Source organism: Rhodobacter sp. SGA-6-6, assembly GCF_011043545.1.
Lineage (GTDB): Bacteria > Pseudomonadota > Alphaproteobacteria > Rhodobacterales > Rhodobacteraceae > Pseudogemmobacter.
Genome location: NZ_JAAKGP010000016.1, coordinates 1 through 24154 on the forward strand (window position 1 = coordinate 1; position 24154 = coordinate 24154).

At 65.3% G+C, this 24154-nt stretch carries 20 protein-coding genes and 1 pseudogene; 19 read left to right on the forward strand and 2 right to left on the reverse strand.

The genetic code is table 11. The features are described 5' to 3' along the window. Positions 1 to 320: hypothetical protein (locus G5B31_RS18675; protein ID WP_394352144.1), on the forward strand; the 320-nt coding region annotated here is incomplete at its 5' end. A 121-nt stretch (positions 321 to 441) separates the two neighbouring features. On the opposite strand, the gene G5B31_RS18680 is transcribed toward G5B31_RS18675, so the two are convergent. Then, complete coding sequence (locus tag G5B31_RS18680; RefSeq protein ID WP_165019733.1) at positions 442 to 1140, reverse strand: site-specific integrase; 699 nt, start codon at positions 1138 to 1140, stop codon at positions 442 to 444. Between the two features lie 142 nt (positions 1141 to 1282). Further along, positions 1283 to 1558 carry a hypothetical protein gene (locus G5B31_RS18685; RefSeq protein ID WP_165019734.1) on the reverse strand — a complete coding sequence of 92 codons (276 nt, stop codon included), beginning with the start codon at positions 1556 to 1558 and terminating at the stop codon, positions 1283 to 1285. A 194-nt stretch (positions 1559 to 1752) separates the two neighbouring features. On the opposite strand from G5B31_RS18685, the gene G5B31_RS18690 reads away from it, so the two are divergent. From G5B31_RS18690 to G5B31_RS18780, 18 genes and pseudogenes are all read left to right on the forward strand, one after another. Beyond that, positions 1753 to 2112: a hypothetical protein gene (locus tag G5B31_RS18690; RefSeq protein ID WP_045682569.1), complete on the forward strand. Its 360-nt coding sequence runs from the start codon at positions 1753 to 1755 to the stop codon at positions 2110 to 2112. After that, on the forward strand, positions 2036 to 2821 hold the full coding sequence (locus tag G5B31_RS18695; RefSeq protein ID WP_165019735.1) for a lytic transglycosylase domain-containing protein: 786 nt from the start codon (positions 2036 to 2038) through the stop codon (positions 2819 to 2821). Before G5B31_RS18690 ends, G5B31_RS18695 begins: the two co-directional genes overlap by 77 nt. A 32-nt stretch (positions 2822 to 2853) precedes the next feature. Further along, entirely contained in the window at positions 2854 to 3132 is a 279-nt protein-coding gene (locus G5B31_RS18700; RefSeq protein ID WP_394352146.1) for a TrbC/VirB2 family protein, read from the forward strand. A 9-nt stretch (positions 3133 to 3141) separates the two neighbouring features. Continuing rightward, complete coding sequence (locus tag G5B31_RS18705; protein WP_018065947.1) at positions 3142 to 3420, forward strand: type IV secretion system protein VirB3; 279 nt, start codon at positions 3142 to 3144, stop codon at positions 3418 to 3420. After that, complete coding sequence (locus G5B31_RS18710) at positions 3410 to 5794, forward strand: type IV secretion system protein B4 (protein ID WP_165019737.1); 2385 nt, start codon at positions 3410 to 3412, stop codon at positions 5792 to 5794. The genes G5B31_RS18705 and G5B31_RS18710 overlap by 11 nt, the downstream gene beginning before the upstream one ends. Further along, complete coding sequence (locus tag G5B31_RS18715; protein ID WP_165019738.1) at positions 5791 to 6012, forward strand: hypothetical protein; 222 nt, start codon at positions 5791 to 5793, stop codon at positions 6010 to 6012. The genes G5B31_RS18710 and G5B31_RS18715 overlap by 4 nt, the downstream gene beginning before the upstream one ends. 4 nt (positions 6013 to 6016) lie before the next feature. Beyond that, the gene (locus tag G5B31_RS18720) at positions 6017 to 7183 is read left to right on the forward strand and encodes a lytic transglycosylase domain-containing protein (RefSeq protein ID WP_165019739.1); all 1167 of its coding nucleotides are present in this window, start codon (positions 6017 to 6019) and stop codon (positions 7181 to 7183) included. Then, positions 7180 to 7977 (forward strand): type IV secretion system protein, encoded by a 798-nt coding sequence (locus tag G5B31_RS18725; protein ID WP_165019740.1) that lies wholly within the window; start codon positions 7180 to 7182, stop codon positions 7975 to 7977. Before G5B31_RS18720 ends, G5B31_RS18725 begins: the two co-directional genes overlap by 4 nt. Before the next feature lie 26 nt (positions 7978 to 8003). After that, complete coding sequence (locus G5B31_RS18730; RefSeq protein ID WP_165019768.1) at positions 8004 to 8651, forward strand: virB8 family protein; 648 nt, start codon at positions 8004 to 8006, stop codon at positions 8649 to 8651. Beyond that, entirely contained in the window at positions 8648 to 9349 is a 702-nt protein-coding gene (locus G5B31_RS18735; RefSeq protein WP_165019741.1) for a TrbG/VirB9 family P-type conjugative transfer protein, read from the forward strand. Before G5B31_RS18730 ends, G5B31_RS18735 begins: the two co-directional genes overlap by 4 nt. Continuing rightward, entirely contained in the window at positions 9346 to 10668 is a 1323-nt protein-coding gene (locus G5B31_RS18740) for a TrbI/VirB10 family protein (protein WP_165019742.1), read from the forward strand. The genes G5B31_RS18735 and G5B31_RS18740 overlap by 4 nt, the downstream gene beginning before the upstream one ends. A gap of 1 nt (position 10669) precedes the next feature. Beyond that, on the forward strand, positions 10670 to 11704 hold the full coding sequence (locus G5B31_RS18745) for an ATPase, T2SS/T4P/T4SS family (RefSeq protein WP_165019743.1): 1035 nt from the start codon (positions 10670 to 10672) through the stop codon (positions 11702 to 11704). 17 nt (positions 11705 to 11721) lie between these two features. Next, a complete protein-coding gene (locus tag G5B31_RS18750; RefSeq protein ID WP_165019744.1) occupies positions 11722 to 12141 on the forward strand; it encodes a hypothetical protein in 420 nt (139 codons plus the stop codon). Then, on the forward strand, positions 12141 to 13166 hold the full coding sequence (locus tag G5B31_RS18755; protein ID WP_165019745.1) for a type IV secretion system protein: 1026 nt from the start codon (positions 12141 to 12143) through the stop codon (positions 13164 to 13166). The genes G5B31_RS18750 and G5B31_RS18755 overlap by 1 nt, the downstream gene beginning before the upstream one ends. Positions 13167 to 13406: 240 nt before the next feature. Further along, positions 13407 to 14198 (forward strand): annotated as a pseudogene (locus G5B31_RS21280) (IS3 family transposase); the annotation flags it as partial. Positions 14199 to 14407: 209 nt separating this feature from the next. Next, positions 14408 to 15280 carry a UTP--glucose-1-phosphate uridylyltransferase gene (locus G5B31_RS18770; RefSeq protein WP_165019747.1) on the forward strand — a complete coding sequence of 291 codons (873 nt, stop codon included), beginning with the start codon at positions 14408 to 14410 and terminating at the stop codon, positions 15278 to 15280. Between the two features lie 213 nt (positions 15281 to 15493). After that, entirely contained in the window at positions 15494 to 15700 is a 207-nt protein-coding gene (locus G5B31_RS18775) for a hypothetical protein (protein ID WP_165019748.1), read from the forward strand. Then, on the forward strand, positions 15697 to 24150 hold the full coding sequence (locus G5B31_RS18780) for a GH36-type glycosyl hydrolase domain-containing protein (RefSeq protein ID WP_346763935.1): 8454 nt from the start codon (positions 15697 to 15699) through the stop codon (positions 24148 to 24150). Before G5B31_RS18775 ends, G5B31_RS18780 begins: the two co-directional genes overlap by 4 nt. Positions 24151 to 24154 lie beyond the last annotated feature (4 nt).

Sequence of the window (24154 nt, forward strand, 5' to 3'; positions counted from 1 at the left end):
TGGATCAGTTCAGCATAGAGCACTTCCTGCGAGAAGTACGGACGCAATTGCCCGTGACCTGTGGGTGCAGGGTGCCAGTGAAGGAAACCCGTATGTCTGCCGCAGACGAGCATACAGGCCGGGCTGCCCTGTCGATCTGCGAGGCGCTCCTGCTTGCCATGAAAGATCTCGGGGTGATGCCGGAGCACGAGATCGTGGGGCTTCTTCGCGACGCCGCGGCGACCCATGAGAATGCCGTTGGCACCGAACTCGAAATGGAAAGGCACCGGACCGTCGCCGAAATGATCAACGCGATCATTGCGGGCGGAAGCCTTCGCTAGGCGCAGCGCTTTGGGCAGTTCCGGACGATCGGCCTTGCGCCTGCACTCGACCTGGGTGAACTGCGCCAGGACCTCGGCAACGCTTGAGATGGCGTCGCCCTCGATCGCCTCTCGCTACACCCTAATACCCAGCTCGCTCGCCCCCACCGCACTGTCGAGGCGCGCGCAGGCCACTAGTCGTTATCCTGCCGCCATCTCCGCACCCCTGTCCAGAACTGCCTAAAGTTGGTTCGGCAGTTATAGATTCTTTCGAGATCAGATGAGCCAAGACTACGGGGACGGATCCGAAAGCTGACATTGTTTCGTACAGTGCGACGGTCCGCTTTCCTGAAGGTTTTTCGACGTGGATCAACATCCGACCGCTGTCGATATCCTGAACCCGGAGGTGACAGACCTCGGCGGCACGCAATCCCGCGCCATAGCTGATGCCGAGGGCCGCGCGATACTTCAGCCCCGGCCCGGGTGCCGCCGCCAGGATGTAACCGACCTCCTCGACGCTGAGCACCGCCGGCAGCTTGCGCGGCGCCCGCCGGAACTGCATGTGCCGCTTCATCTCGTCCCGGCCACAGGTCATGCCGAAGAAGAATCGCAGCGACAAGACCCGCACGTTGAAGGTCGTCGCACTCATACCGGCATTCGTCATGTGGAGCTGGTAGGCGCGCAGCTCCTCAGGCGTAGCGGTGTCCGGTGAGCGCTTCAGGAATAGGGCGAAATCCTTGACGGCACGGATATGCGCGGCCTGGGTCTTCTCGGCCATGCCGCGAATGCGCATGTCCTCGATCATCCGCTGACGCAGCGGGGTGGTCTTCTCCTCCTTCATCGAAACCTCCTGTCTGTCGAATGGGAAGACCCAAATCGTCAGCCCGGAACGGCTTCACACAAAGAGTAACGCTGACTCGGGAGCCGAGCGCCAGCCACAGGCGCCTATGCCGCGGAGCGGCTTAGTCCTTCCGCCCACCCTGTCAATCTAGGACATCAACGAACCGCCCGTAGTCCTCGCTTACCTGCCTGGCCTCAACAAAAGCCCGCGCGCGTTCATCATCGAGGCAGCGGAAATACTCCTGGACGTCGGCGATATAGGCCTCGAAATCCCCCCGGATCAGGTCCGCGTAGGCGCGCATGTCTTCTCGGGACGCGGGCAGGAACGGCCGTTCGGGCGGGATGCAGGCATGGGCCGGACCACTCACCACAAGGACGGTGATCAGCAGCGCCAGGGGGATGTTGCACGCACAGGACATGTGCAGGGCAAAACTCCTTTGCCGCCTTTAAGATCATAATTTTGTCAGCTATCACCGTTATCGGAGCAAGGCGATCTTCGTCAAGTCGTTTTAATTGTCTTGATATCATTCATGTTGTCTTGTATCGCCCACGGTGTTGCGACCCCGTGGGCCCGAGACTGCACCCAGGCAGAAGAAGGATCCAAGGGAAGGCCATGATAGAAGAAGCCCCGAATGTGGTTACAGAAGATGGACTGCGCGGCCTCCTTGCCGAAGGCTACCTCATCGAGGTGGTCTGCAAGGAAGGGGCCGAGAAGCGCCACAACAGTTGGTACGGCGCCTGGGTCATCCGGGCCGTTGCCCCGGACGGGCGCGACGACAAGATGCTCGTCACCAGCCGTAGCGTCCTCAAGCTGCGCGATTTCAAGACCATCGTCGGCCTTGTCAGCTTCCTTGCCGACATGGGCTGCACGACAGCCAGCATCCCGCTTGTCGAGGGTGCCCGCGAACGCCACGCAGCCCCCGGACGCACGTCCGAGCCGCGGACCGGTCCGGTTCTGGTCAAGGACAACTGACCGCGCCTTTGCGCTCGTCGTTGCACTGGGTACAGGTGTTTGTTCCGCACCCTTGGCCCTGGCCGACGGTTTCATCTTCCAGGTCAGCCCTGATGGCCGACTGATCGATACCGCCGAGACCACGAACAGTCTGCGCTCGTTCACTGGCGAAGAAGATGCCCAGATTGGACTCCTTCCAGATCGTCTCTTTCTCTTTGCAGCACCGCAGTCCCGTGGGGATGATGCTCCCCTGAGCGATGTGACAGCTGCCGCAGCGATCGCCCCGCGTGCTGTCCGCGCCACCCCCGAAATCCTCCACGCCATAGAGACCACGGCGCTGCGCTACGGCAGGCATGACGCCCTGCGTCAGGCGGGCCTGTCGGTCACTGATTGGGCGCTGTTCTACCGCGCCAATATCGAGGTCGAGAGCGCGTACAATCCCGGCGCGCGCAGCCCCGTCGGCGCCATCGGACTCGGCCAACTGATGCCCGATACCGCGCGCGATCTCGGCGTCGATCCCCATGACATCGCCCAGAATCTCGACGGCTCAGCCCGGTACCTTCTGATGATGCTGGAGCGCTTCGGCGATCCTGCGCTGGCGTTGGCCGCCTACAATGCCGGGCCCGAGGCGGTGACCCGCCACGGTGGCATTCCCCCTTTCCGCGAAACCCAGGGCCATGTGGCCCGTGTGACTGCCGTGTTCCAACGGCTCAGAGGAGATCTCTCGTGACATCCAGACTTTCCCCCGTTGCCGCCCGCGCGGTGACTTGCACGCTCATGGGCGCGATGGCCCTCATCGTGCTCGCAGATCCCGCACTGGCGCAGAGTATCGATCTCTCGCCGGTCCAGACCTTGCTGCAGGGCATCGTGAACGCCATCACCGGCCCCTTGGGCATCGTGATCGGCACGCTGGCGCTGATCGGCGTGTTCCTGTCCTGGCTCTTCGGCATCCTCGATTTCCGTCAGGCGCTCTGGGTCGTGGTCGCGATCGCGGGCATCGCCGCGGCGCCCACCATCGTCGCCGCCATCTGGACGACCTGAGCAAAACCGATGTCCGACCAGTCCCGCGTGTTCATTGGCCTTCTCAGGCCGCCCAAGCTGATGGGCTTGCCGATCATGTACGCCATGGTCTGGCTCTTCGGCTCGACGCTTCTGTTTCTCTGGGTGCAGAGCTGGGTGGTGGCTGTGTTCGCGGGGTTGGCCTGGCCGGCGCTTTGGAAAGCCGCGGACTGGGATCCGAACTTTCTCGATGTCCTGGTGATCACCTTGCAGGAAACGCCGCCCACAACGAACCGCAAGCTCCACGGGGGCGACAGCTATGCCCCGTGATGGACTGGCCGATGACGTGGCGGACGCGCTCGATCCGCTGACCGCGCTGCCCGCATGGGTCAAGGGCGAGAAGCGGCTTTCATCCATGCTGCCCTATGTCAGCCTCGTCAACGACCGAACGATCCGGACGCGGGGCAACGAGCTGATGCAGTGCATCCGGCTTGAGGGAGTGAACAGCACCACGAGCGAGAACGCGCATCTAGACCGGATCGGCGGGCTTCTCGCCGGGATCGTCGCGCAGGTGGGAACCGATTTCTCCTTCTACCTGCACAAGGTCTCGAAGGCCGTCGAGGCGACCCTGCCACCGATCTCGGGCGAGGGGTTCGCCGCCACCATCGATCAGCGCTGGCGGGCGCATCTGGGCCAATCTGGCCTGCGCGACAAGACACTGACCCTGACGGTGCTGAAGCGCCCCGAGGCCGGCAGCCGTTTGCCCTTCGGTCTAGGTGCGTCTCGCGCCCGGCATGCGGCGGACACGACCCGACGCTTGCGCAAGCTCGATGAGGTCGTAGGCTTTCTGCTGTCGTCCTTCGACGAGCTGAAGCCCCGCCTGCTAGCCGCCAGAACCGGAGAGCTTCTCGGGTTTCTCGGATCCCTGAACACGGGCGAAGAGCACCCACTCTTCCCGCGGTCGCGCCTCGGCGTGATCGCCGAGGATGTCGCCAATACCCGCGTGACCTTCCGCGGCACGACCATCGCCCTTTCCGACGGCGCCGTCGGTGACAAGGTCGGCGTGATCTTCGCGGTGAAGAACTATCCCGCCAAGACCGACAGCCTGATGCTCGACGAGCTGAACCTGCCCGTGGACATGGTCGTCACGCATTCTTTTGTGCCGATCAACGCCAACATCATGGCAGGACGGATCAAACGGCAGCTGCGGCTTATGCAGGCCGCCAATGACGGGGCTGTCAGCCTCGCGCAGGAGTTGGAACTCGCGCAGGACGATCTGGAATCCAAACGCCTGATCTTCGGCGAGCACCACATGACCGTGGCGGTCTATGCGCGCACCCAGCCAGCGCTTGACGACATCGCTGCCGAGATCCGCAACATCTCCGCCACCTCCGGCATCAACCTGATCTCGGAAGCCTTCGGCGCGCGGGCGCATTTCATGGCGCAGCATCCCGGCAATACCGGGGCGCGCAGCCGCAAGGCTGCGATCACGAACCACAACTTCGCCGATCTCGCGACCTTCCACCGTACGCCGCTCGGCAAGACTGGTCGGGAAGTGCCCTGGGGCGTGCCGATCACGCTCTTTCCGACGCCTGAGCGGAGCGGGTTTCGCTTCAACTTCCACGAACAAGGCGCGCCGGACCGCGAGCCCACAGGCGGGCACACGCTGATCCTGGGGCGTCCCGGCTCGGGCAAATCCGTGCTGGCGGCTTTCCTCATGACCATGGCGCAGCGCGCAGGCGCGCGGCTCTTCGTCTTCGACTATCGCGCTGGCATGGAGATGGCCGTCCGTGCGCTTGGCGGCAGTTATTCGACCGTGCGGGCCGGACGGCCCACGGGCCTGAACCCGCTTCAGACCGAGATTGACGCCCGCGGTCAGGCTTGGCTGGCCGATTGGCTCGCAAGCCTCCTCGAGCGCCGCGACCGGCCGCTGACTCCCGTGCAGACCAACCGCGTGCAGGAGGTCGTGCGCCAGAACGCCAGCGCCGGGAACGCAGGCCTGCGCAACTGGTCGGATTTCGCCTCGCTCCTCGTCTCGACCGACGACGAAGGTGATCTCTTCGAGCGGATGCAGGAATGGACCGCCGATGGCCGCTACGGCTGGATCTTCGGGGCGAATGCCGAGGACAGCTTCAGCATCGACGGCGATGTCGCAGGGTTCGACCTCACCGGCATCCTCGACTCCGAAAGCGAGCGGGAACGCATGGCGGTCCTGTCCTATCTCTTCCGCCGGGTCGAGCGGGTGATCGAGGACCGCAAGCCCACCATCATCGTCGTCGACGAGGCGTGGAAGGCGCTCGACAACGCGTATTTCGCGGAACGGCTCTCGAACTGGCTGGTGACCGCCCGCAAGCAGAACGCCGTCGTCGTAATGTTGACCCAATATGCCAGCCAGCTTGAGCGCACGCGCACCGGCAAGACCATCGTCGAAGCCGTGCCGACGCAAGTGCTTCTGCCCAACATCCGCGCCTCGGCCGCCGACTACGCCATGCTCGGCCTCAGCGAGAAGGAACTCGACGTGCTTCTGGGCGTCGGGTCGGCGTCACGGCTCGCCCTAGTCCGAGATGACCGGGGTGCTGTGGTGATCGATGCCGATCTCAGCGCACTCGGCCCCCTCGTGACCATCCTTGGCGGCATGGAGAAGGGCGAGGCCCTTGTCGGCCCCGATTTCCGTGACCGCCCTGATTTCTGGAGAGTGACATGACCCGTACCATCTTGCGCAGCGCCGTGCTGCTTTGCCTCGGCCTGACCCTTACGGCTTGCGCGCAGCATAACCCCGCGCAAGCCAATTGCTTCAACTTCCGCGACGCGCCTGTACAGGCAGGAACTGCCACCGCCACGACGACGATCTCGACCATGGGTGCCGCCGTCACGCGGCGCGATACGGCTTGCGATTTCGTGATGCTGGGGGCGGGTGGCTGAGCGGATGCGGAGCTGGCTCCCCCTCTCGATGGTCAGCCTGGCGCTGGCTGGCCCCGCTGCCGGGCCAGCCAACGCCCAAGGCGTGCCGACTTTCGACCTGCGCCTCTTCGCAGAGCGGCAGGCAATCCTCGATCAGACCGATCAGGATCTGGCGCTACAGCAGGACCGGCTGACCCGGGAAGAGGAGCTGGCCGAGATCGAACGACAGCAACTCGCCTCGCTCGAGGGGCTGATGGATGCGATGTCCCTCGGCTCCGGCGATGTCGCAGGCACAGTGGCCGGGCTGGAGGCGGGGCAGGGGGCTGTTGGCGACGTCGAGAGTGCTGCAGCCAGCCTATATGCACCCGAAGACAACAACCCGGCCGCAGCCCGGATGTTCGGCGACGCCCGGGAAGGGATCGAGGAACTGATCATCCGCGCCGCGCGCGACACGCACAGTCTGCCGGGCGTCAGCCGCGCGGGGCTGTCGCTTGTGCAGTGGCGCTGCCTGCTGCAGGCGCTGATCTGGCAGGAAAGCCGTTTCCAGATCGGGGCACGCTCCCCCGTTGGGGCATTCGGGCTGACGCAGATCATGCCCGCTACCGCGAGCGATCTTGGCATCAACCCGGCCTATTACGACGACCCGTACCTGCAGGTCACAGGCGGTGCGCGTTACCTCGCGATGATGCTGAACATGTTCGATGGCAACATCATCCATGCGCTTGCCGCTTACAACGCAGGCCCGGGCAACGTGCAGGACTACGGCGGCGTCCCGCCCTTCGCGGAAACCCAGCATTACGTTGTGGTGATCCCGCAGCAGTACAACAGCTACCTCGCCGCCGTGGGCGGTATCGATGCGCTCGGCACCATCGACCCTGTGCTTCTGGCCAACGCGAGTTTCAGCCTCTCGGCCCATGGCGCAGGCGTTTATGGCGACTACTCGCTGGTCTCTGTCCGCGCTGCCGCCCTGCGCGTGCAGGACATCATCACTCGCATCGGCGAGACCGAAGATCTGCACGAGGCGATCGCGCTCAACACCTATGCGCGCGCCGAGCTTGCTCGGCTGGTCGCGATCCGCACCCGGATCAAGGCCGCCCACACACGAGCCTTAAGCGAGGAACAACTCGCCATGGCCGCGGCCCAGGCCGCCGAGCGACAGTTCATGGATTTCACCCAGGAGACATTGCGATGAGAAGGCCACTGCGCATTTTCCTCACCACCACCGCCGCGACTGTCGCACTGGCCGCCGCCCTTGCGGGGCCCGTCACCGCACAGGGCGTGCCCACGGTCGATACCCAGAACATCGCCCAGGAAATCCGCCAGCTTCAGCAGATGCTGCAAGATTTCGGGATCCAGACCGATCTTCTGGACAATGCGCTGGCGCAGCTTGACCTCCTGCAGCAGCAGTTCGACCAGCTCGAAGAGATGTATGCGTCGCTGACCGGGCCACGCAGCATTCTCGGTCTCGCCATGGGCGGTGACCTCGACGGCCTCCTGCAGGCCAATTTCGAAGACATCCCTGGCCTGATCCGGGGCATCCAGGCGGGCGACTGGTCGAGCCTGATCGGCCCCAACGCAGGTCCCCTGCGCACGCAGATGGAACAGGCTCTGGCGAGTGCCGGGTTCGACGAGGACTCGCTGCGCGAGATCGCCACCAGTGGCAATCCAGGCGCGGAAGGAGTCGCGACCCGCGCCACGACCGGTGCCGTGATGTCGGCGGCGGCCCAGAACAGCCATGCAGAGGCAGCGCAATCCCTCGAACGTGTCGAACAGCTCGTCGCGATGATCCCCGACATGGAGGACCTGAAGGCATCGATGGACCACAACACCCGCGTCACGGCGGAACTGGCCATCGCCATGACTCGGATGTGGGAGCTTGAGGCGATCCAGACCCTCGGCGCGGGCAATGCCGGCGTGGTGGATGCTGCCACCGTCGCCGAAGAGCGCCGCTACATGGACTTCACCCTGCCGAGCCTCGCGCCATGACCAAGGCACCGGACATGACGGCAGGCATGAGTGCCCGGGAACTGGTCGAGGAGGAACTGATCCACGGCGCACTGCGCCGGGAGCAGCTCTGGCGGATGATCGGCCTTTGCGGGGCGGGCTTTGGCATTTGCGGCTGCCTTGCAGCGGCTGCTGTCGCCCTGATGGTCGAGGTGCCGCCGCCCGTTGTCGTGCCCTATGACCCCGCGACCGGTCTCGCTCTGCCGAACGCCACGGTCGAAACGGTCTCGCTTGCCGAGCGGCCCGCCATCATCGAGGCGCAGATCTACCGCTACATCCTCGACCGCGAGGTCTACAACCAGCTCGACAACGACCTGCGCGTGCGCCGCGTGCTGGCGCAATCCACCGGGGCGGCCGAGGCCAGCATGCGCGCCATGTGGACCTCCGGTCAGGACAGCTATCCGCCGACGCGATATGGCCCCGCGGCAGAGATGGCTGTCGAGATCGCCTCGATCACGCTCATAGGGGACAACCGCGCGCAGGTGCGCCTCAGAAAGCGCCTGACCAGCCCGCAAGGGGCACAGGACGGTTCCTTCACCGCCACGCTCATGTTTGCCTTCGAACCCGAACGGACCCGGACGATCGACGACGTCTGGCAAAACCCCTTCGGCTTCACCGTCACCCAATATGCCATCCGATCGGATCGTTCCGAATGACTCGCACTCTAATCTCTACGCTGTTGGCCGCCAGCATTCTCGCGTTCGCGGGAACAACTGCCTTGGCCGAGACCACCCCCCGCCCAGGCTCGCACGACAATCGCGTGCGCGTGGCGACCTGGACTGAGGGCCAGGTTTACCGTGTCGTCACGACTCTGACCCGTGTCACCACAGTCGAATTCGGTGAGGGTGAAACCATCCGCTCGATCATCGCCGGCGATACGGTCGGGTTTCAATTCGACGGTGTCCCGGGTGGCCGTGCCTTCGCCATCAAGCCGACAGCATCTGGCGTCGCCACCAACATCACCGTCTACACCAACCGCCGCTCCTACTACTTCCATGTCGTCGAAGCCCGGGAGACGCCGCATTATGTCGTGCAGTTCCGCTATCCTGAAAACCGCGTGCAACCCACCAGGGCGGTTGCGGCCGATGCGCCGAACTCGAACTATGCGGTCAGCGCCCGAGAAGAGTTCACGCCGACGGCCATCTGGGATGATGGTACCTTCACGTATTTCCGCTTCGCGCGGAACGCGCCGGTCCCGGCGATCTTCCGCTATGCCAATGGCGGCGAGCGGGCGGTGAACAGCACGGCACTCGAGGATGGTGTCATCCGCGTCTCGGGCGTCAATCGCCAATGGGTCCTGCGCCTCGGCGAGGACGTGGTCTGTGTTCAGGATATGGGTGGGCCCACGTCATGAGCCAGGACACCGAAGACCTGGCCGCGCGCCTCGCGACTCTAGAAGCGACGGGCGACAAGAAGCGCGGTGGTGCACGGCCCTCCCCGCTAACCGTCATCCTCGGTGTGGCCGGGATCGTGGCCGTGGGCGGCCTGGCCTGGGCCGCCCTTCAGCCATCACCGGAAGCGCCCTTGCCGACCGCAGCCCCCGAAGAGTTCCAGACCACGGGATCGGGCTTCGGCGACCTCGCCCCCATGCCCGTGGTCGAGCCTGCACCGCCGCTGGCCGAGACTGGTCCCTCCGAGTCGGAACTCGCGCTGATGGAAAGCCTTGCGACGCTACGGGCGGAACTTGAAGACCTGCGCGCGCGGCCCGTCGAGGCGTCTGACAGCGGCGCGGAGCAGGCCATCGCCGATCTCACGGCGCAGATCGCGGCGCTGCAGGAGGCCTCTACCGAGGCGCAGCGCGCGCTTGAACGGCAGTTGACCGAACGCGACCGCGAGCTTGACCAGCTGCGCATGGACCTCGAAGTCGCGCGGCTGACCCCGCCTGCGCCGACGGACCTCGGGCCGAACGAGGAGGAGCTGCGGCTCGCCGAACTCGAGCGCCGCCGCATCGCGGAGGCCGAGGCACGGGCCGAACGCATCGCCTCGCCCATGATCGCGTTTTCCGGGATGGGGGCAGGGACCGACCGGGAGAACAGCCTTGAGGCGGCACGCCTGAATGAGGACGAAGCCTTCGTGCGCGCAGGCGCAAGGCCCGCTCCGGTGACGCGGGCCGTAGTGATCGTGAACCCCGGCAACACCGTCGTGCAAGGCACGATGATCCAGGCCGTGACCGAGACAGCGCTCGACAGCACACTGCCCGGCGCGATCCGCGCCATCGTCTCCGAGGACGTCCATTCCTTCGACGGTACCCGCGTCCTGATCCCCCGCGGTGCGCGTCTCGTGGGGCGCTATCGCTCCGATGTGGCGCTGGCGCAGTCGCGGGTCATGGTGGCCTGGGACCGCATCATCCTGCCCGACAACCAGACCGTGGAAATCAGCGCTTTTGGCGGGGACGAGCTCGGGCGCACCGGCACCACCGGCTTCGTCGATACCCGCTTTGCTCAGCGGTTCGGTTCAGCGGCGCTGATCTCGCTCATCGGTGCGCTGCCCGCGGCGGCCGCCGGACAAATCGAGGATGAGGCAGCAGCCGACATCGCAAGTGACGTGGGCACCGACGTGCGAGACAGCACCCAAAGCGTGATGCAGGACTATCTCGCGATCCGGCCTGTGATCCATGTCGATCAGGGCACCCGGATCACGGTCATGGTCGACCGCGATCTGGAGATCTTCTGACATGGCAGCGAGCTATCTCGAAGCCTCGCTCGATCGCCTCGGCGCGCCCGTGCAACGCGACGACACGATCGAGATCTGCATCAACCCCGACGGGCAGGTCTGGGGCGAGTTCCAGGGCGATCATTTCATGCGCGGCCTCGGCACCCCGCTGACGCAGACCGAGATCAAGGACCTCGGCAACCAGATCGCCTCGGCCGCCTCGACTACGCTCAGCACCAAGAAGCCCATCGTCTCGGTCTCGATCCTCTACCGGGACCGACCGATCCGGGCGCAGGTGATCCAGCCTCCCGCTGTTGAAGGCGGGTTCTCCATATCGCTGCGGTTCTTCTCCTCCCTGCCGCTGGAGGCCATCCAGCTTGGCTTCCTCTATGGAAAGGAGCGCAGCCTCGAAGGTTTGCGTCGCGAACGGAACGCCGCGCTCCGCGATGTGGTGGCCTCCGGCGACATCGATGCCGCCCTGCGCTTCTGCGTCGAGAACAAGCTCAACATGATCGTCTCGGGCGGCACATCGACCGGCAAGACGGTGGCGGCACGCAAGATCCTCTCGCTGATCCCGCCTGAAGAACGGATCATCACCATTGAGGAGGCGGCGGAACTGCGCCCCGAGCAGCCGAATGCCGTAACGCTGATCGCCGACCGGGACACCGAGGCCCGCAGCGCCGATGTGCTTCTGGCCTCGACCCTGCGCATGCGGCCTGATCGGATCGTGCTGGGCGAGGTCCGTGGTCGCGAGGCCATGACCTTCCTTGAGGCGATCAACACTGGCCATGGCGGCTCGCTCACAACGCTCCATGCCGAAACCCCGCAACTCGCCGTCCGCCGTCTCGCCATCGCGGCCCTGAAAACCGATGTGCCGATGACCTATGCCGACATGGTCGACTATATCGAGGGCTCCATCGACGTGATCATCCAGGCGGGCCGACACGACGGCGCCCGCGGCATCACCGAGTTCTTCCTGCCGGGGCAGGCGAGGCATCCAGATCAGAACACGGCCGGAACCGAGGGCACAAAGCGCCCCGCTGTTGCCGCCGAATGAACCGAAAGGAAATCCCCATGCGCCATACCATCCTCGCCGCAGCTGTCACCCTGCTGGCCGCGCCCCTCGCCGCCCAGACCTCGCCTCAGGTCACGAACGATCTCACCGTGACCATCACGCCCCAGCAATACCGGATCTGCAACGACCGGCCCGCGCGCCCGACTTGGATGGATGAAGTCCACCCGCGCGAGGCCTACAAGGCGCTGACGTTGATGCGGCTCTACGAGTTGCGGTCCTGGGAGACGATCAAGGCAACTGGTGACTGCGGCTGTGATGTCCGCTTCCCGTCATGGGATGCCGCCTCGGCCGAATACGAGGAACGGTTCGCGACCAACACCCAAGCAGAGCACACTCAAGCTCAATTGGCCCTCCGAAACGAACAGAACCAGATCGCCCGCGACGTCCAGGATATCTGCGAAGCGCAAGGCAACTGGTAATGAGCATCGTCAGCTGGATGGTCGGAACTGCCGATGGCTTCCTTGCCGATGCCGCAGAGTCCCAGTTCGGGGCCGTGGCGAGCAATACCGGCACGATCGTCCTGCTGATGGTCACGCTTTCGCTGATCGGCGTCTGCATCAACATGGCCTTCCAGTTCCGCAGCATGGACGGGGCCAGCTTCTTCTGGTACCTGATCAAGCTGATGTTGATAGGGCTCTTTGCCTTTAATTGGGCCAACTTCAACGCGGTCGCCAACGCCGTGATCGGCGGGCTCGACTATGTCGCCGGGGCCCTGATCTCCTCGGTCGGCGGCGGCGGAGCAGGGGCCACCTACTTCGCGGCCGAATTCGATGATCTCATCACGGAGTTCAGCCAATACCTGAACGCGATCGGCAACAACCTGAACTGGATGACCGGCGCGATCCTCGGCGGCATCGGCCTCGTGCTCCTGAGCCTGCTTGGCTTCATGACCGGCATCGTCCTCATCTTCGCCAAGATGATGCTGACCCTGATGCTCGGCCTCGCGCCGATCATGATCGCCCTTTCGCTCTTCGATGCGACGAAGGATTTCTTCCACAGGTGGGTCTCGACCACGATCAGCTACGCCTTCTACCCAATCGTCATCGCCGCCATGTTCTCGACCGTCGTCGGCATGGCGAATTCGCTGCTGGCTCAACTCGGCGACCCGAACTCCGCGACCAACATCGGCTCGCTGGTGCCGTTCTTCGTGATGGTGTTCCTGGCGAAGGGCTTCGTCGCGGCAACGCCCCTGATCGTGCGAGGCATGTCGGGGAACCTGATGGTGGCCGCGGCACCAGCGATCGTCAGCGGGTCTGCAGGGGTCCTGCGGGGGCTAGTGAACACCTCTGGTGTGCAGGGCAGGGCGCGGATCGGTGCGCTCACGACGGGTGAAGCGATTGGGCGGGGGGCGGTGCAGGCACCCGCAGCTGTGCGGAGTGCGGCAGCGACAGCCGCCGCTCAGGTGGTCAGGATGGCTGAGAGGGCGAAGCGGTTGGGGCGGTGAAACCCAACGAGCAGTCACAGTGATGCGTTCTCGGTGATGCGAAGGGCGGAAAGCGGACTTGCGGCATCGCGGCATAACAGTTGCAGCGACACCGGAAAAGCGGTCGCTCATGCATTGCGCGGCGAGCCGGGCACTTGCCAGCGAGGAACGGGCGAAGAGCGTTCACTCGGCAGCGCGTAAGATGAACTGCCATACTTAATCGAACCGGGCGCTCGCGGTATGGGCACTGTGACGGTGGGCGTGAGCCAGAGGGGCTTCTTCGCGTGGCATGAGCGCCTGGGCCTGCCGTCGTCGGCGGGAGGAGATGGTGCTCCTCCCACACATCCGTGCGGCCTTCGCCCTGTCGAACGGCACCTACGACAGCCCGCGCATGCACCGCGATCTCGTCGATGAAGGCCATGAGGTCGGGCGGCATCGCACGGCGCGGCTGATGCGCGATAACCAGTTGATCGCGCGACAAAAGCGGCGCTTCAAGCGCACGACGGACAACGAACATGCCTGGCCCGTCGCCCCCAACCTTGTCGCCCAGGACTTCACCGCCGAGGTGCCTGACCAAAAGTGGGGAGCGGACATCTCCTACATCTGGACCGCCGAGGGCTGGCTCAACCTTGCCGTCGTTCTGAACCTCTTCTCCCGGCGGGTCGTCGGCTGGACCATGCGTGACCGGTTGAAGCGTGACCTCGCGGTCGAACCCTGCGCCGCGCCCTGGCAGCTCGCAACCTTGCGCCGGGTCTGGTCCACCATTCGGACCGCGGATCCCAATACTGCTCTGTCGACTATCAGGTCCTGCTCCGCAAACGTGGCATCCTGATCTCGATGAGCGGCAAGGGGAACTGCTACGACAACTCGATGGTCGAGACCTTCTTCAAGACCATCAAGTCCGAGCTGATCTGGCCCGTCGCCCGGCAGTCCCGGGATCAGGCCAAAAACGCCATCGCCAGATATATCGACGGGTTCTATAACCCGGTCAGACCGCATTTATCGCTCGGCTTCCACTGCCCATCGCCTTCGAGCGAAAGGCCCGGGAAGTGAGCTAAACGCTCTCCACCAAAACCGGGCAAGTCCACTGAGCCTGCAGCTATTTCAGATCGATATGCCCCACGGGTGTGGATGCAGCACCGGAGGGCGGAAGCACTCGGCCGATGACACGGGAAGGAAGATACATGCTTGCGGGAACCCAAAGGCTGGGAGTTCGTTGTAGGCCTAAGAACGCCCCACACAGCCGAGAGTCGGTGAAAAGCATGTCGACAAGGACGGTCATCATCCCAGCGGCCGGGCATGGCACGCGCTTGCTGCCAGCGACCCGGATGACGGCAAAAGAGCTTTTGCCGATCTATGATCGCGTGGCGATTGATTTTGCCATGGAAGAGGCCGCAGGCGCCGGGGTCGAGCGGATCGTGCTGGTCATCAGCGCGTCCAAGGAGGCCATCCGGACCTACCTTGGTCCGGTTGACGCCACGCAACCCCGCAGGCCCTCCGGTTCTGGCAGAAGCCCGGGCAGGCCGAAGCCCGAAGTCTGCTTCGTGATTCAGGAAAAAGCCCTGGGCCTTGGGCATGCGGTGCTGTGTTGCAAGCACATGGTCCTGCCCGGACCCTTCGCCGTCCTTCTTCCCGATGACATCATCATGGGGCCGAACTGTCTTGAAGACATGACCACGCATTACACCACGGGGCACATGATTGCCGCGATGGAGGTCAAGGCGCACGAGACATCGCAGTATGGCATCTTCCAGTGCAGCGGACCCACGACTGATCGCCGCATCCCGGTTTCCGGAATGGTCGAGAAGCCTTGGCCCGGCACTGCGCCGTCCTTGTTCGCGGCGGTGGGGCGATACATTCTTGACCCGACGATCTTCGGCCTGCTGGAACGCACCCCTTTGGGCAAGGGCGGCGAGTTGCAGCTGACCGATGCCATCGCAGCCGCGACCCGGAACACCGATGTGTCTGCCTTCAGGTTCGTCGGCACCCGCTATGATTGTGGCAACCACGATGGCCTGCTTGCCGCTTCCGTGGCGCGTCAGTCCATCGTCCGCCAGAAAACAGCCGCACGCGACGCCACCGATGCGCTTTCCGTTGTAGGTTTCGGTGCGAGTGGTGTTAAGTTGAGTGCATAGGAGCTTTCTTCCAGTCCCGTTGGGAACGGGACACGCCGACACAAGGCCGCGACTTTGGTCGTTGAACTTGAAATTCGCGCAGAAGGCGAGTTCTGGGGCAAATGCCTGTCTTTCATTGAGCGTTCGTGCAGAGCCGAGAGGGTTGCGCCGGCGTTCTTCTTTCGTGTGGGAATCCACCCGACCCGGACACTGCCATGACCGAAAGGATTTCACATGGATTGGGACCAGATCGAAAACAAATGGGCCGCAATGACCCGGCGCGTTCGCGGGGATCTGACGCCCGACAGCGCAACGCCGAAGACGACGCCGAAGACTCAGGGGCTTCGGCAGGGAACGCGGACCGATACCCGACTGGCAGCCATCGCCGAGCGCCCGCCTGCGCCGGCGGTTGATGCAGGCCGGAAATTGTCCGCAGAGTGAGGAGACCAAGCAGACTGGCCCTGGTCGAATGGCCCTGGGCGCCTCGGTCCGGACCGGCCGATGTCTGGGCAGACCCGTCCCCGGTCCGGGCCGACCTGTTCGGCACCGAGCGGCTTGAGCATCATGCCCAGTCGCTTGCGGCCGCACATGCGGTTGTGACGGGCAGGCCGCTGGCCGTCCGCACGCTTGCCAGCCGGGTAAGAGAAAACGCGGGCGTGCTATTGCGTGCCTATCGGACCTGCTCGCACGGGGTGCGGGACGACCAGACCATGGCGCCCGCCGCGGAATGGCTGCTGGACAATTTCCACCTGGTCGAACAGCAACTGCGCCAGATCCGCGAGGATCTGCCGCCCGGCTATTACCGCCACCTGCCAAAGCTGGCGGACGGCCCCTTCGTAGGCTATCCGCGCGTCTTCGGCCTTGCATGGGCCTATGTGGCGCATACCGACAGCCTGCTGTCCGGGACGGTGCTGGCACGCTTTGTGCGCGCCTACCAGCAGGTCCAGCCCCTGATGATCGGCGAACTCTGGGCCGTCGCGATCACGCTGCGCATCGTGCTGATCGAAAACATGCGTCGGCTGGCGCTTCAGATCGTAGATGGCCATGCGCTGCGCCAGCAGGCGGATGCGATTGTCGATGCCGTTCTTGCCGCTGGCCGGACACCCGGGCAGTCGCAGCTTTCGGCGATGCAGAAAGCGGTCGCACCCTTCGAGGATGCGCCCTTGCCCGAAACGGTTGCCGCGCAGATAGCCAAGCGCCTGCGGGGGGTCGATCCGTTGCAGACGCCGCTTTCCGGCTGGCTGGAAAGCAGGCTTCTGCGTCAGGGCATGACCATCGACGATGTGGTGGCCAACATCCAGACGCGGCTTGGCGCCTCCAATGTCACGATGCGGAACATCGTCACCTCGATGCGGCTGATTTCCGAAATGGACTGGGCCGAGTTCTTTGAGGAGGTCAGCCTTGTCGACGCGCAACTGCGGCGCTGCGCGACCTATCCCGCGATGGATTTCGCCACCAGGAACCGATACCGGACCGAGATCGAGGGCCTGTCCCGGGGCAGCCCGCTGTCGGAAAGCGCGGTGACAGAGGCCTGCCTGACGCTTGCGGCCACAGGCGTCCCGGATCACAGCCGCGATCCGGGGCATTGGCTGATCGGCGACGGGCGCCCGACGCTTGAGGCGCAGGTCGGATACCGCCCACCTATCCGCCAGACTGTCATGCGCCGGGTCGGGCGCCTGGGTCTGACGGGTTACCTGGCCGCGATTGCCTCCATGGCCCTGGCGCTCATCGCGGTCGCCCTGACCCTGATGGGCACGGCGGGCGCTGGTTGTGTTGCGCTGGTCCTGCTGGCGCTGGCGGGTCTGCCTGTCGCGTTCGATCTGGGTGCTGCCATCGTCAACACCATCGTCACGCGGACCGTGCCCCCGACGCCCCTGCCCGGCCTCGATCTGGCGAAAGGCATCCCGGCACATCTGCGCACGATGGTGGTCGTTCCCGTGCTGCTGCATGACATCGCGGAGATCCCCGAACTGATCGAACGGCTGGAGGTGCATCACTTGTCCAGCGCGGGCGGGGCGGTGCATTTTGCGCTGCTGTCCGACACCGCCGATTCAGCAAACGAGACCGATGCCGGGGAAGCCGCCATCGTCGCTGCGGCTACGGTAGCCATCGCGCGCCTCAATGCCGCTTATCCGTCCGAGGACGGCGCCCGGTTCTACCTGCTGCATCGCCGCCGCCTGTGGAACCCGGTCGAAGGGGTCTGGATGGGCTGGGAGCGCAAGCGCGGCAAGCTGGTCGAGCTGAACCGGCTGCTGCGGGGGGCCACGGACACCAGTTTCTCGGTTCTCAGCGGCCCGCCGCCGGAAGACATCCGCCATGTCATCACGCTGGACGCCGATACCCGGCTGCTGCGCGGAACCGTGGCGCAGATGATCGGAAAAATCAGCCACCCCCTGAACCGTCCCCGGTTCGGGGACGATGACAGGCGCGTCGCCGGGGGCTACGGAATTCTCCAGCCCCGGGTCTGCCCCACCCTGCCGAATGGGCGGGAGGGGTCGATCTACCAGCAGCTGTTTTCAAGCCCCGGCGGGATCGAGCCCTATGCCGCGGCTGTTTCGGATGTCTATCAGGACCTGTTCCAGGAAGGCTCCTTCACCGGCAAGGGCATCTACGACATCGACGCGTTCGAGGCGGCACTGGCGGGGCGTGTGCCTGAAAACACCATGCTCAGCCACGATCTGTTTGAAGGCATCTTCGCGCGCGCCGCCCTGGCGTCGGACATCGAGGTGGTCGAGAATTACCCGGCCAGATACGATGTCGACATCCGCCGCCAGCATCGCTGGGCGCGGGGGGACTGGCAGTTGCTGCCGCGTATTCTGGAAAGCGGGGTTCCTTCGGTCGGGCGCTGGAAGATGGTCGACAATCTCCGGCGGTCGCTACTGGCCCCCATGGCCCTGCTGGCCCTGCTGGCGGGCTGGATGCTGCCGCTGCCGCTGGCGGTTCTGTGGACCGTGCTTGTCGTCACGATGCTGTCTCTGCCGCGGGCTTTGCCGCTGCCGTTCGGCCTTTTGCCCGCCCGGCCGGGGGCAAGGCTGCGCAGCCATTTCGCAGCGCTTGGGGCAGAGGCCCTGACCGCCTTGGGGCAGATCCTCCTGAGCCTGGTGTTTCTGGCCGATGTGGCGGCCACCATGCTGGATGCCATGCTGCGCACACTGTGGCGGCTGAAGGTGTCACGGCGGCATCTGCTGGAATGGATGACCGCCGCACAGGCCGGCAGCGGCGCGCGGCCGACCATGCCGCGCCAATACCTGCACATGGCGCCGGGCGTCCTTCTGGGGCTGGCAACCTGCGGGACGGCTTGGCTTGTTAACCCGACTGCATGGCCATTGCCGCTGTTGTTCGCGCTGGCCTGGCTGGCCGCCCCGGCCGTCGCACGGGTGGTCAGCCTTCCCCGGGCCAGGCAAGCCACCGCTGTCCTTTCGCGGGCGCAGGCGCTGGAATTGCGGCTGATCGCGCGCCGCACCTGGCGCTATTTCGAGACCTTCGTAACAGCGGACGAAAACTTTCTGCCCCCCGACAATTTGCAGGAAATCCCGAAGCCTGCCATCGCGAGCCGCACCTCGCCCACCAATATCGGGCTATACCTGCTTTCAACCGTCGCTGCGCATGACATGGGCTGGATCGGCCAGCGGTCTGCGTTGCAGCGCATGAGGGAAACGCTTCTAACGATCCAGCGCATGCCGCGCTATCGGGGGCATCTCTACAATTGGCATGATACGCGCGACCTGCGGGTATTGGACCCGGCCTATGTCTCGTCCGTGGACAGTGGCAACCTGGCCGGGCACCTGATCGCCGTGGCGCAGGCCTGCCGCGCCTGGGCCACCGGGGATGACCGGGGCGAGGCCGCCGTGCGCCAGGCGCTCGCCGATACCGCCGCGCTTGCGCGGCGGGCGATGCCGCAGGACACTGAAAGCGCCGATCTGGCCCGCGTGCTGGATGATATCCAGACCCGTGCGCTCACCCCCGCGACGTCCCTTGCCGCGCTGCGCGACATCATCGCACAGGCACGGGCGATGCACACGGAAGAAGTCTCTGACCTGGGGTTCTGGATCGCCGCGCTGCAAACGACGGTTGACGACCATCTTGGCGATAAGCCGCAGCCCGCCCTGCTTGCCGAGGTCGAGGCATTGTCGCGCGGAATCGCCACCGAGATGGACTTCGGCTTCCTGCTGGACCCGGACAAGAAGCTGCTTTCCATCGGGTTTTCGGTGGCCACCAACCGACCCGACACCAACTGCTATGACCTGCTGGCATCCGAGGCTCGGCTAGCCAGCCTCTTTGCCATCGCCAAAGGCGACGTGGAGGCGCGGCACTGGTTCCGGCTGGGCCGCCCCGCCACGCCCATCGGTGTCGGATCGGCCCTGATCTCGTGGTCGGGCAGCATGTTCGAATACCTGATGCCGTCGCTGGTGATGCGCGCGCCGCCGGGGTCGGTCCTGGAGCAGACGACCCGGCTGATCGTCGCCCGGCAGATGGCCTATGCGAAGGGGCTTGGCATTCCTTGGGGCATCTCGGAATCGTCCTACAACGCCCGGGATCTGGAGATGACCTATCAATATTCCAACTTTGGCGTGCCGGGGCTGGGGCTGAAGCGGGGGCTGAGCGAGAACCGCGTGATCGCGCCCTATGCCACGGGTCTTGCGGCGATGGTCGATCCCGTCGCCGCCGCAGGCAACTTTGCCCGGCTCGCCGCGCTGGGGGCCGAGGGTCGCCATGGCTTTTACGAGGCCGTGGATTTCACGCCGTCCCGGTTGCAGGCCGGTGAAAGCCTGGCGATCATCCGCAGTTTCATGGCGCATCATCAGGGCATGACGATCACCGCCATCGCCAACGCGCTGCTGAATGGCCGCCTGCGCGAACGGTTTCACGCCGAACCGATGATCCAAGGGGTAGAGCTCTTGCTGCAAGAGCGCATCCCGCGCGATGTCGCCAGCGCCCCGCCGCGTGCGACCGAAGTGCCGGTCACCGCAACCGAACACAGCGATGCCCCTGCCGTCCGCACATTCGATGCCCCGGCCAGCGAAACTCCGACCGCTCATCTTCTGTCCAACGGCAATTACGGGGTGCTGCTGACCCCCACGGGCGAAGGTTTCAGCCGCTGGCGCGACATGGCGATCACACGCTGGCGGGCGGAATCGACGCAGGCGGCGCACGGCTCGTTCATCTTCATGCGCGACACGACCACGGGTGCGATCTGGTCCGCAGGCGTTCAGCCCACCCGCGCGACACCCGACAAGCAAAGCGCCTTCTTCTGCGAACATCACGCCGCCTTCACCCATCAGGACCGCCGCCTGACGACGAAGACAGAGATCGTGGTGTCCGCCGAAGATGACGCCGAGGCCCGGCGGGTGACGTTCACCAACAGCAGCCGCCGGACGCGTGAAATCGACGTGACCTCATACGCCGAGCTGGTGCTGGCGCCGCCGTCGGCGGATCAGGCGCATCCGGCCTTTTCCAAGATGTTCGTCGTGACCGACTACCTGCCCGAGCTGGGCGTCATCATCGCCACCCGCCGCCGCCGGTCCCCCCACGACCCCGAGATATGGGCCGCCCATATCGCGGTGGTCGAAGGGCAGGAAACCGCGCCGATCCAGATCGAAACCGACCGGGCGCGTTTCATCGGCCGCGGCCGCGAGATGGCGACGGCGGCCATGATCGTCACCCCCCTGTCCGGCACCACCGGCACCGTGCTTGACCCGATCTTCTCGATCCGCCGCCGGGTCGGCATACCGCCGGGCGGCGTGGCCCGCGTCACGTTCTGGACCATGGTTGCGGACAGCCCCGATGCGCTTTTGGACCTTGTCGACCGCCACCGCGACCCTTCCGCCTTTGCGCGGGCCGCGACCCTGGCCTGGACCCAGGCCCAGGTGCAGTTGCGCCACCTTGGGATAACCCATGCCGATGCCGCCGATTTCCAGACGCTTGGCGGTATGGTGACCCGCAACGATCCGCGCCTGCGCGCCACGCCGGGGCAGATCGTCACCGGGGCGGCGCCACAATCGGCGGTTTGGGCCCTGGGGATTTCCGGCGACCTGCCGATCGTGCTGCTTCAGATCGAGGATGCGGGGGATATCGCCGTCCTGCATCAGCTGCTCAGCGCGCATGAATTCTGGGGGATGCGGCAGCTTGCGGTAGATCTCGTCATCCTGAACGACCGCTCGTCTTCCTATGTGCAGGATCTTCAGATCGCCATCGACAGCGCCGCCCGCGCCGAAGGCGCGCGCCCGCAGGCCACCGGCATTCACTCGCCGGTCAGGGGATCGATCCATACGCTTCGCGCCGACCTTTTGCCCCCCGGCGCGCGCGCATTGCTGTTGTCGGTCGCGCGCGTCATTCTGGTGGCGAGCCGCGGCAGCATTGGCCAGCAGCTGGCGCTTTTGACACCTCGCCCACCGGAGACGAGCCTCGCGGCGGCCCTGCCCGCAGCCCTACCAGCAGCCGTTTCGCCGACGGCAGACCTGCCGCAGCTTGAGTTCTTCAACGGCACTGGCGGCTTTGCCGAAGACGGGCGCGAATATGTGACGATTCTGAAAGACGGCCAGACCACGCCCGCGCCGTGGATCAACGTGATTGCCAACCCCCGGTTCGGCTTTCAGGTCTCTGCCGATGGCAGCGGCTATACTTGGTCGGAAAACAGTCGCGAGAACCAGATCACCCCCTGGTCCAACGACCCTGTCAGCGACCCGGCGGGCGAGGCGATCTATCTGCACGATCTGGAGACCGGCCATATCTGGACCCCGACCGCCCTACCCATGCGAAGCCCCGGCACCTATGTCGCGCGGCACGGGTTCGGCTATTCCACGTTCCGGCACGAAAGCCATGGCATCGCCGCCGAGATGGTGCAGTTCGTGCCGCTCGACGCCCCGGCCAAGATCAGCCGACTGCGCCTGCGCAACACCGGCCCGACCGCGCGTCGGCTGTCGGTCACCGCATATGCCGAATGGGTGCTGGGCACGGCGCGCGGGGTTTGCGTGCCCCACATCTGCACCCGCACGGATGCCGCCACGGGGGCGATCCTGGCCGAGAACAGTTTCAGCACCGCCTTTCCGGGCCGCGTCGCCTTTGCCGATTTCGGGCCGGGCACCGCCAGCCTGACCGCTGATCGGGCCGAGTTCCTTGGCCTGGGCGGCTCGATGAAAGCGCCGGCCGGCCTGCGGACCGCGCCTCTTTTGGGCACCACCGGGCCCGCGCTTGACCCCTGCGCCGCCCTGCAACGCCGCGTGACCCTGCGGCCCGGCGAGACGGTGGATCTGACATTCGTGCTGGGGCAGACCGAGGATGCAGCCGCCGCCGCCGCCCTGATCCAGCGCCTGCGTGAAGGCGATACCGACGCCATGCTGGCAGAGGTCGGGCAGCACTGGTCGGACCTTCTGACCCCGGTCCAGATCAAGTCCCCGGATCGCGCGATGGACATCATGTTGAACGGCTGGCTGATGTATCAGACCCTTGCCTGCCGCATCTGGGCGCGTGCCGGGTTCTATCAGGCCAGCGGCGCCTACGGGTTCCGCGACCAGTTGCAGGATGGCATGGCGTTGACTTTCGCACGTCCCGACATGACGCGCGCCCACCTGTTGCGGGCGGCCTCGCGTCAGTTCCCGGAAGGGGATGTGCAGCATTGGTGGCTGCCGCATTCCGGCCAGGGCGTGCGTACCCGTATTTCGGACGACAGGGTCTGGCTGGGTTACGGCGTTGCCCGCTACATCGCGATGTCGGGAGATGCGGCGATCCTGGACGAACAGGTGTCCTTCCTGCACGGCCCGCCCGTGCCCCCCGACGCACATGACGACTTCTTCCAGCCGCAGGTTTCGGAAACCACGGATACGCTGTTTGAACACTGCGCCCGGGGGCTGGATCAGGCGATCGCCCTGACCGGCCAGAACGGGATGCCGCTGATCGGCACCGGCGACTGGAACGATGGCATGAACCGGGTCGGCGAAGGCGGTGAGGGCACCAGTGTCTGGCTCGGCTGGTTGCTGATTGCCACCATCGACATGATGGCCCCCCTTGCGAATACCCGCGACCCCATGCGCACCGCGCGCTGGCGCGATCACGCCGCATCGGTGCGGAAAGCGATCGAGACGCATGGCTGGGACGGCGCATGGTATCGTCGCGGGACATATGACGACGGCACGATCCTCGGCTCTGCCCTGTCGGACGAATGCCGGATCGACAGCATCGCGCAGTCCTGGGCGGTCCTGTCCGGCGCCGCCGACCCCGGACGCGCCCGGATCGCGATGGAGTCGATGACCGAACATCTTGTGCGGCGGGATCCGGGGCTTGCCCTGCTCTTCACCCCGCCCTTCGACCGCACGCCCCAGGATCCCGGTTATATCAAAGGCTATCCACCCGGCTTGCGCGAGAACGGCGGGCAGTACAGCCATGCGGCAATGTGGGCCGTTCTGGCGCAGGCAAGGCTGGGAAACGGCGATGCAGCGCATGGGCTTTTTGCGCTGCTGAATCCGATCAACCACGCCCGGACCCCGCATGAGACCGGGCGCTACAAGGTGGAACCTTATGTCGTGGCCGCCGATGTCTATTCCACCGCACCCCACGAAGGGCGCGGTGGCTGGACCTGGTACACGGGTTCCGCAGGCTGGATGCACCGAGCAGGGATCGAGGGGCTGCTGGGCCTGACCCGCGCGGGCGATACGCTGCGCCTGAATCCGTGCTTTCCGAAAGCCTGGCCCGAATTGACCGCCACCGTCGCCCTTGGGGCCGCCCGCTATGCCGTCACCATCCGCAATCCTCATGGCGCGGGCTGCGGCGTCGGATCGGCAGAGCTGGATGGTGCGGCCCTGGTGCCGAACAGCGATGGCCTGTCCGTCCGTCTGCAGGATGGTGCCCATCGTCTGACATTGGTTCTGGGCCCGGTCGGGGACACCGCAGCCTGAGGTC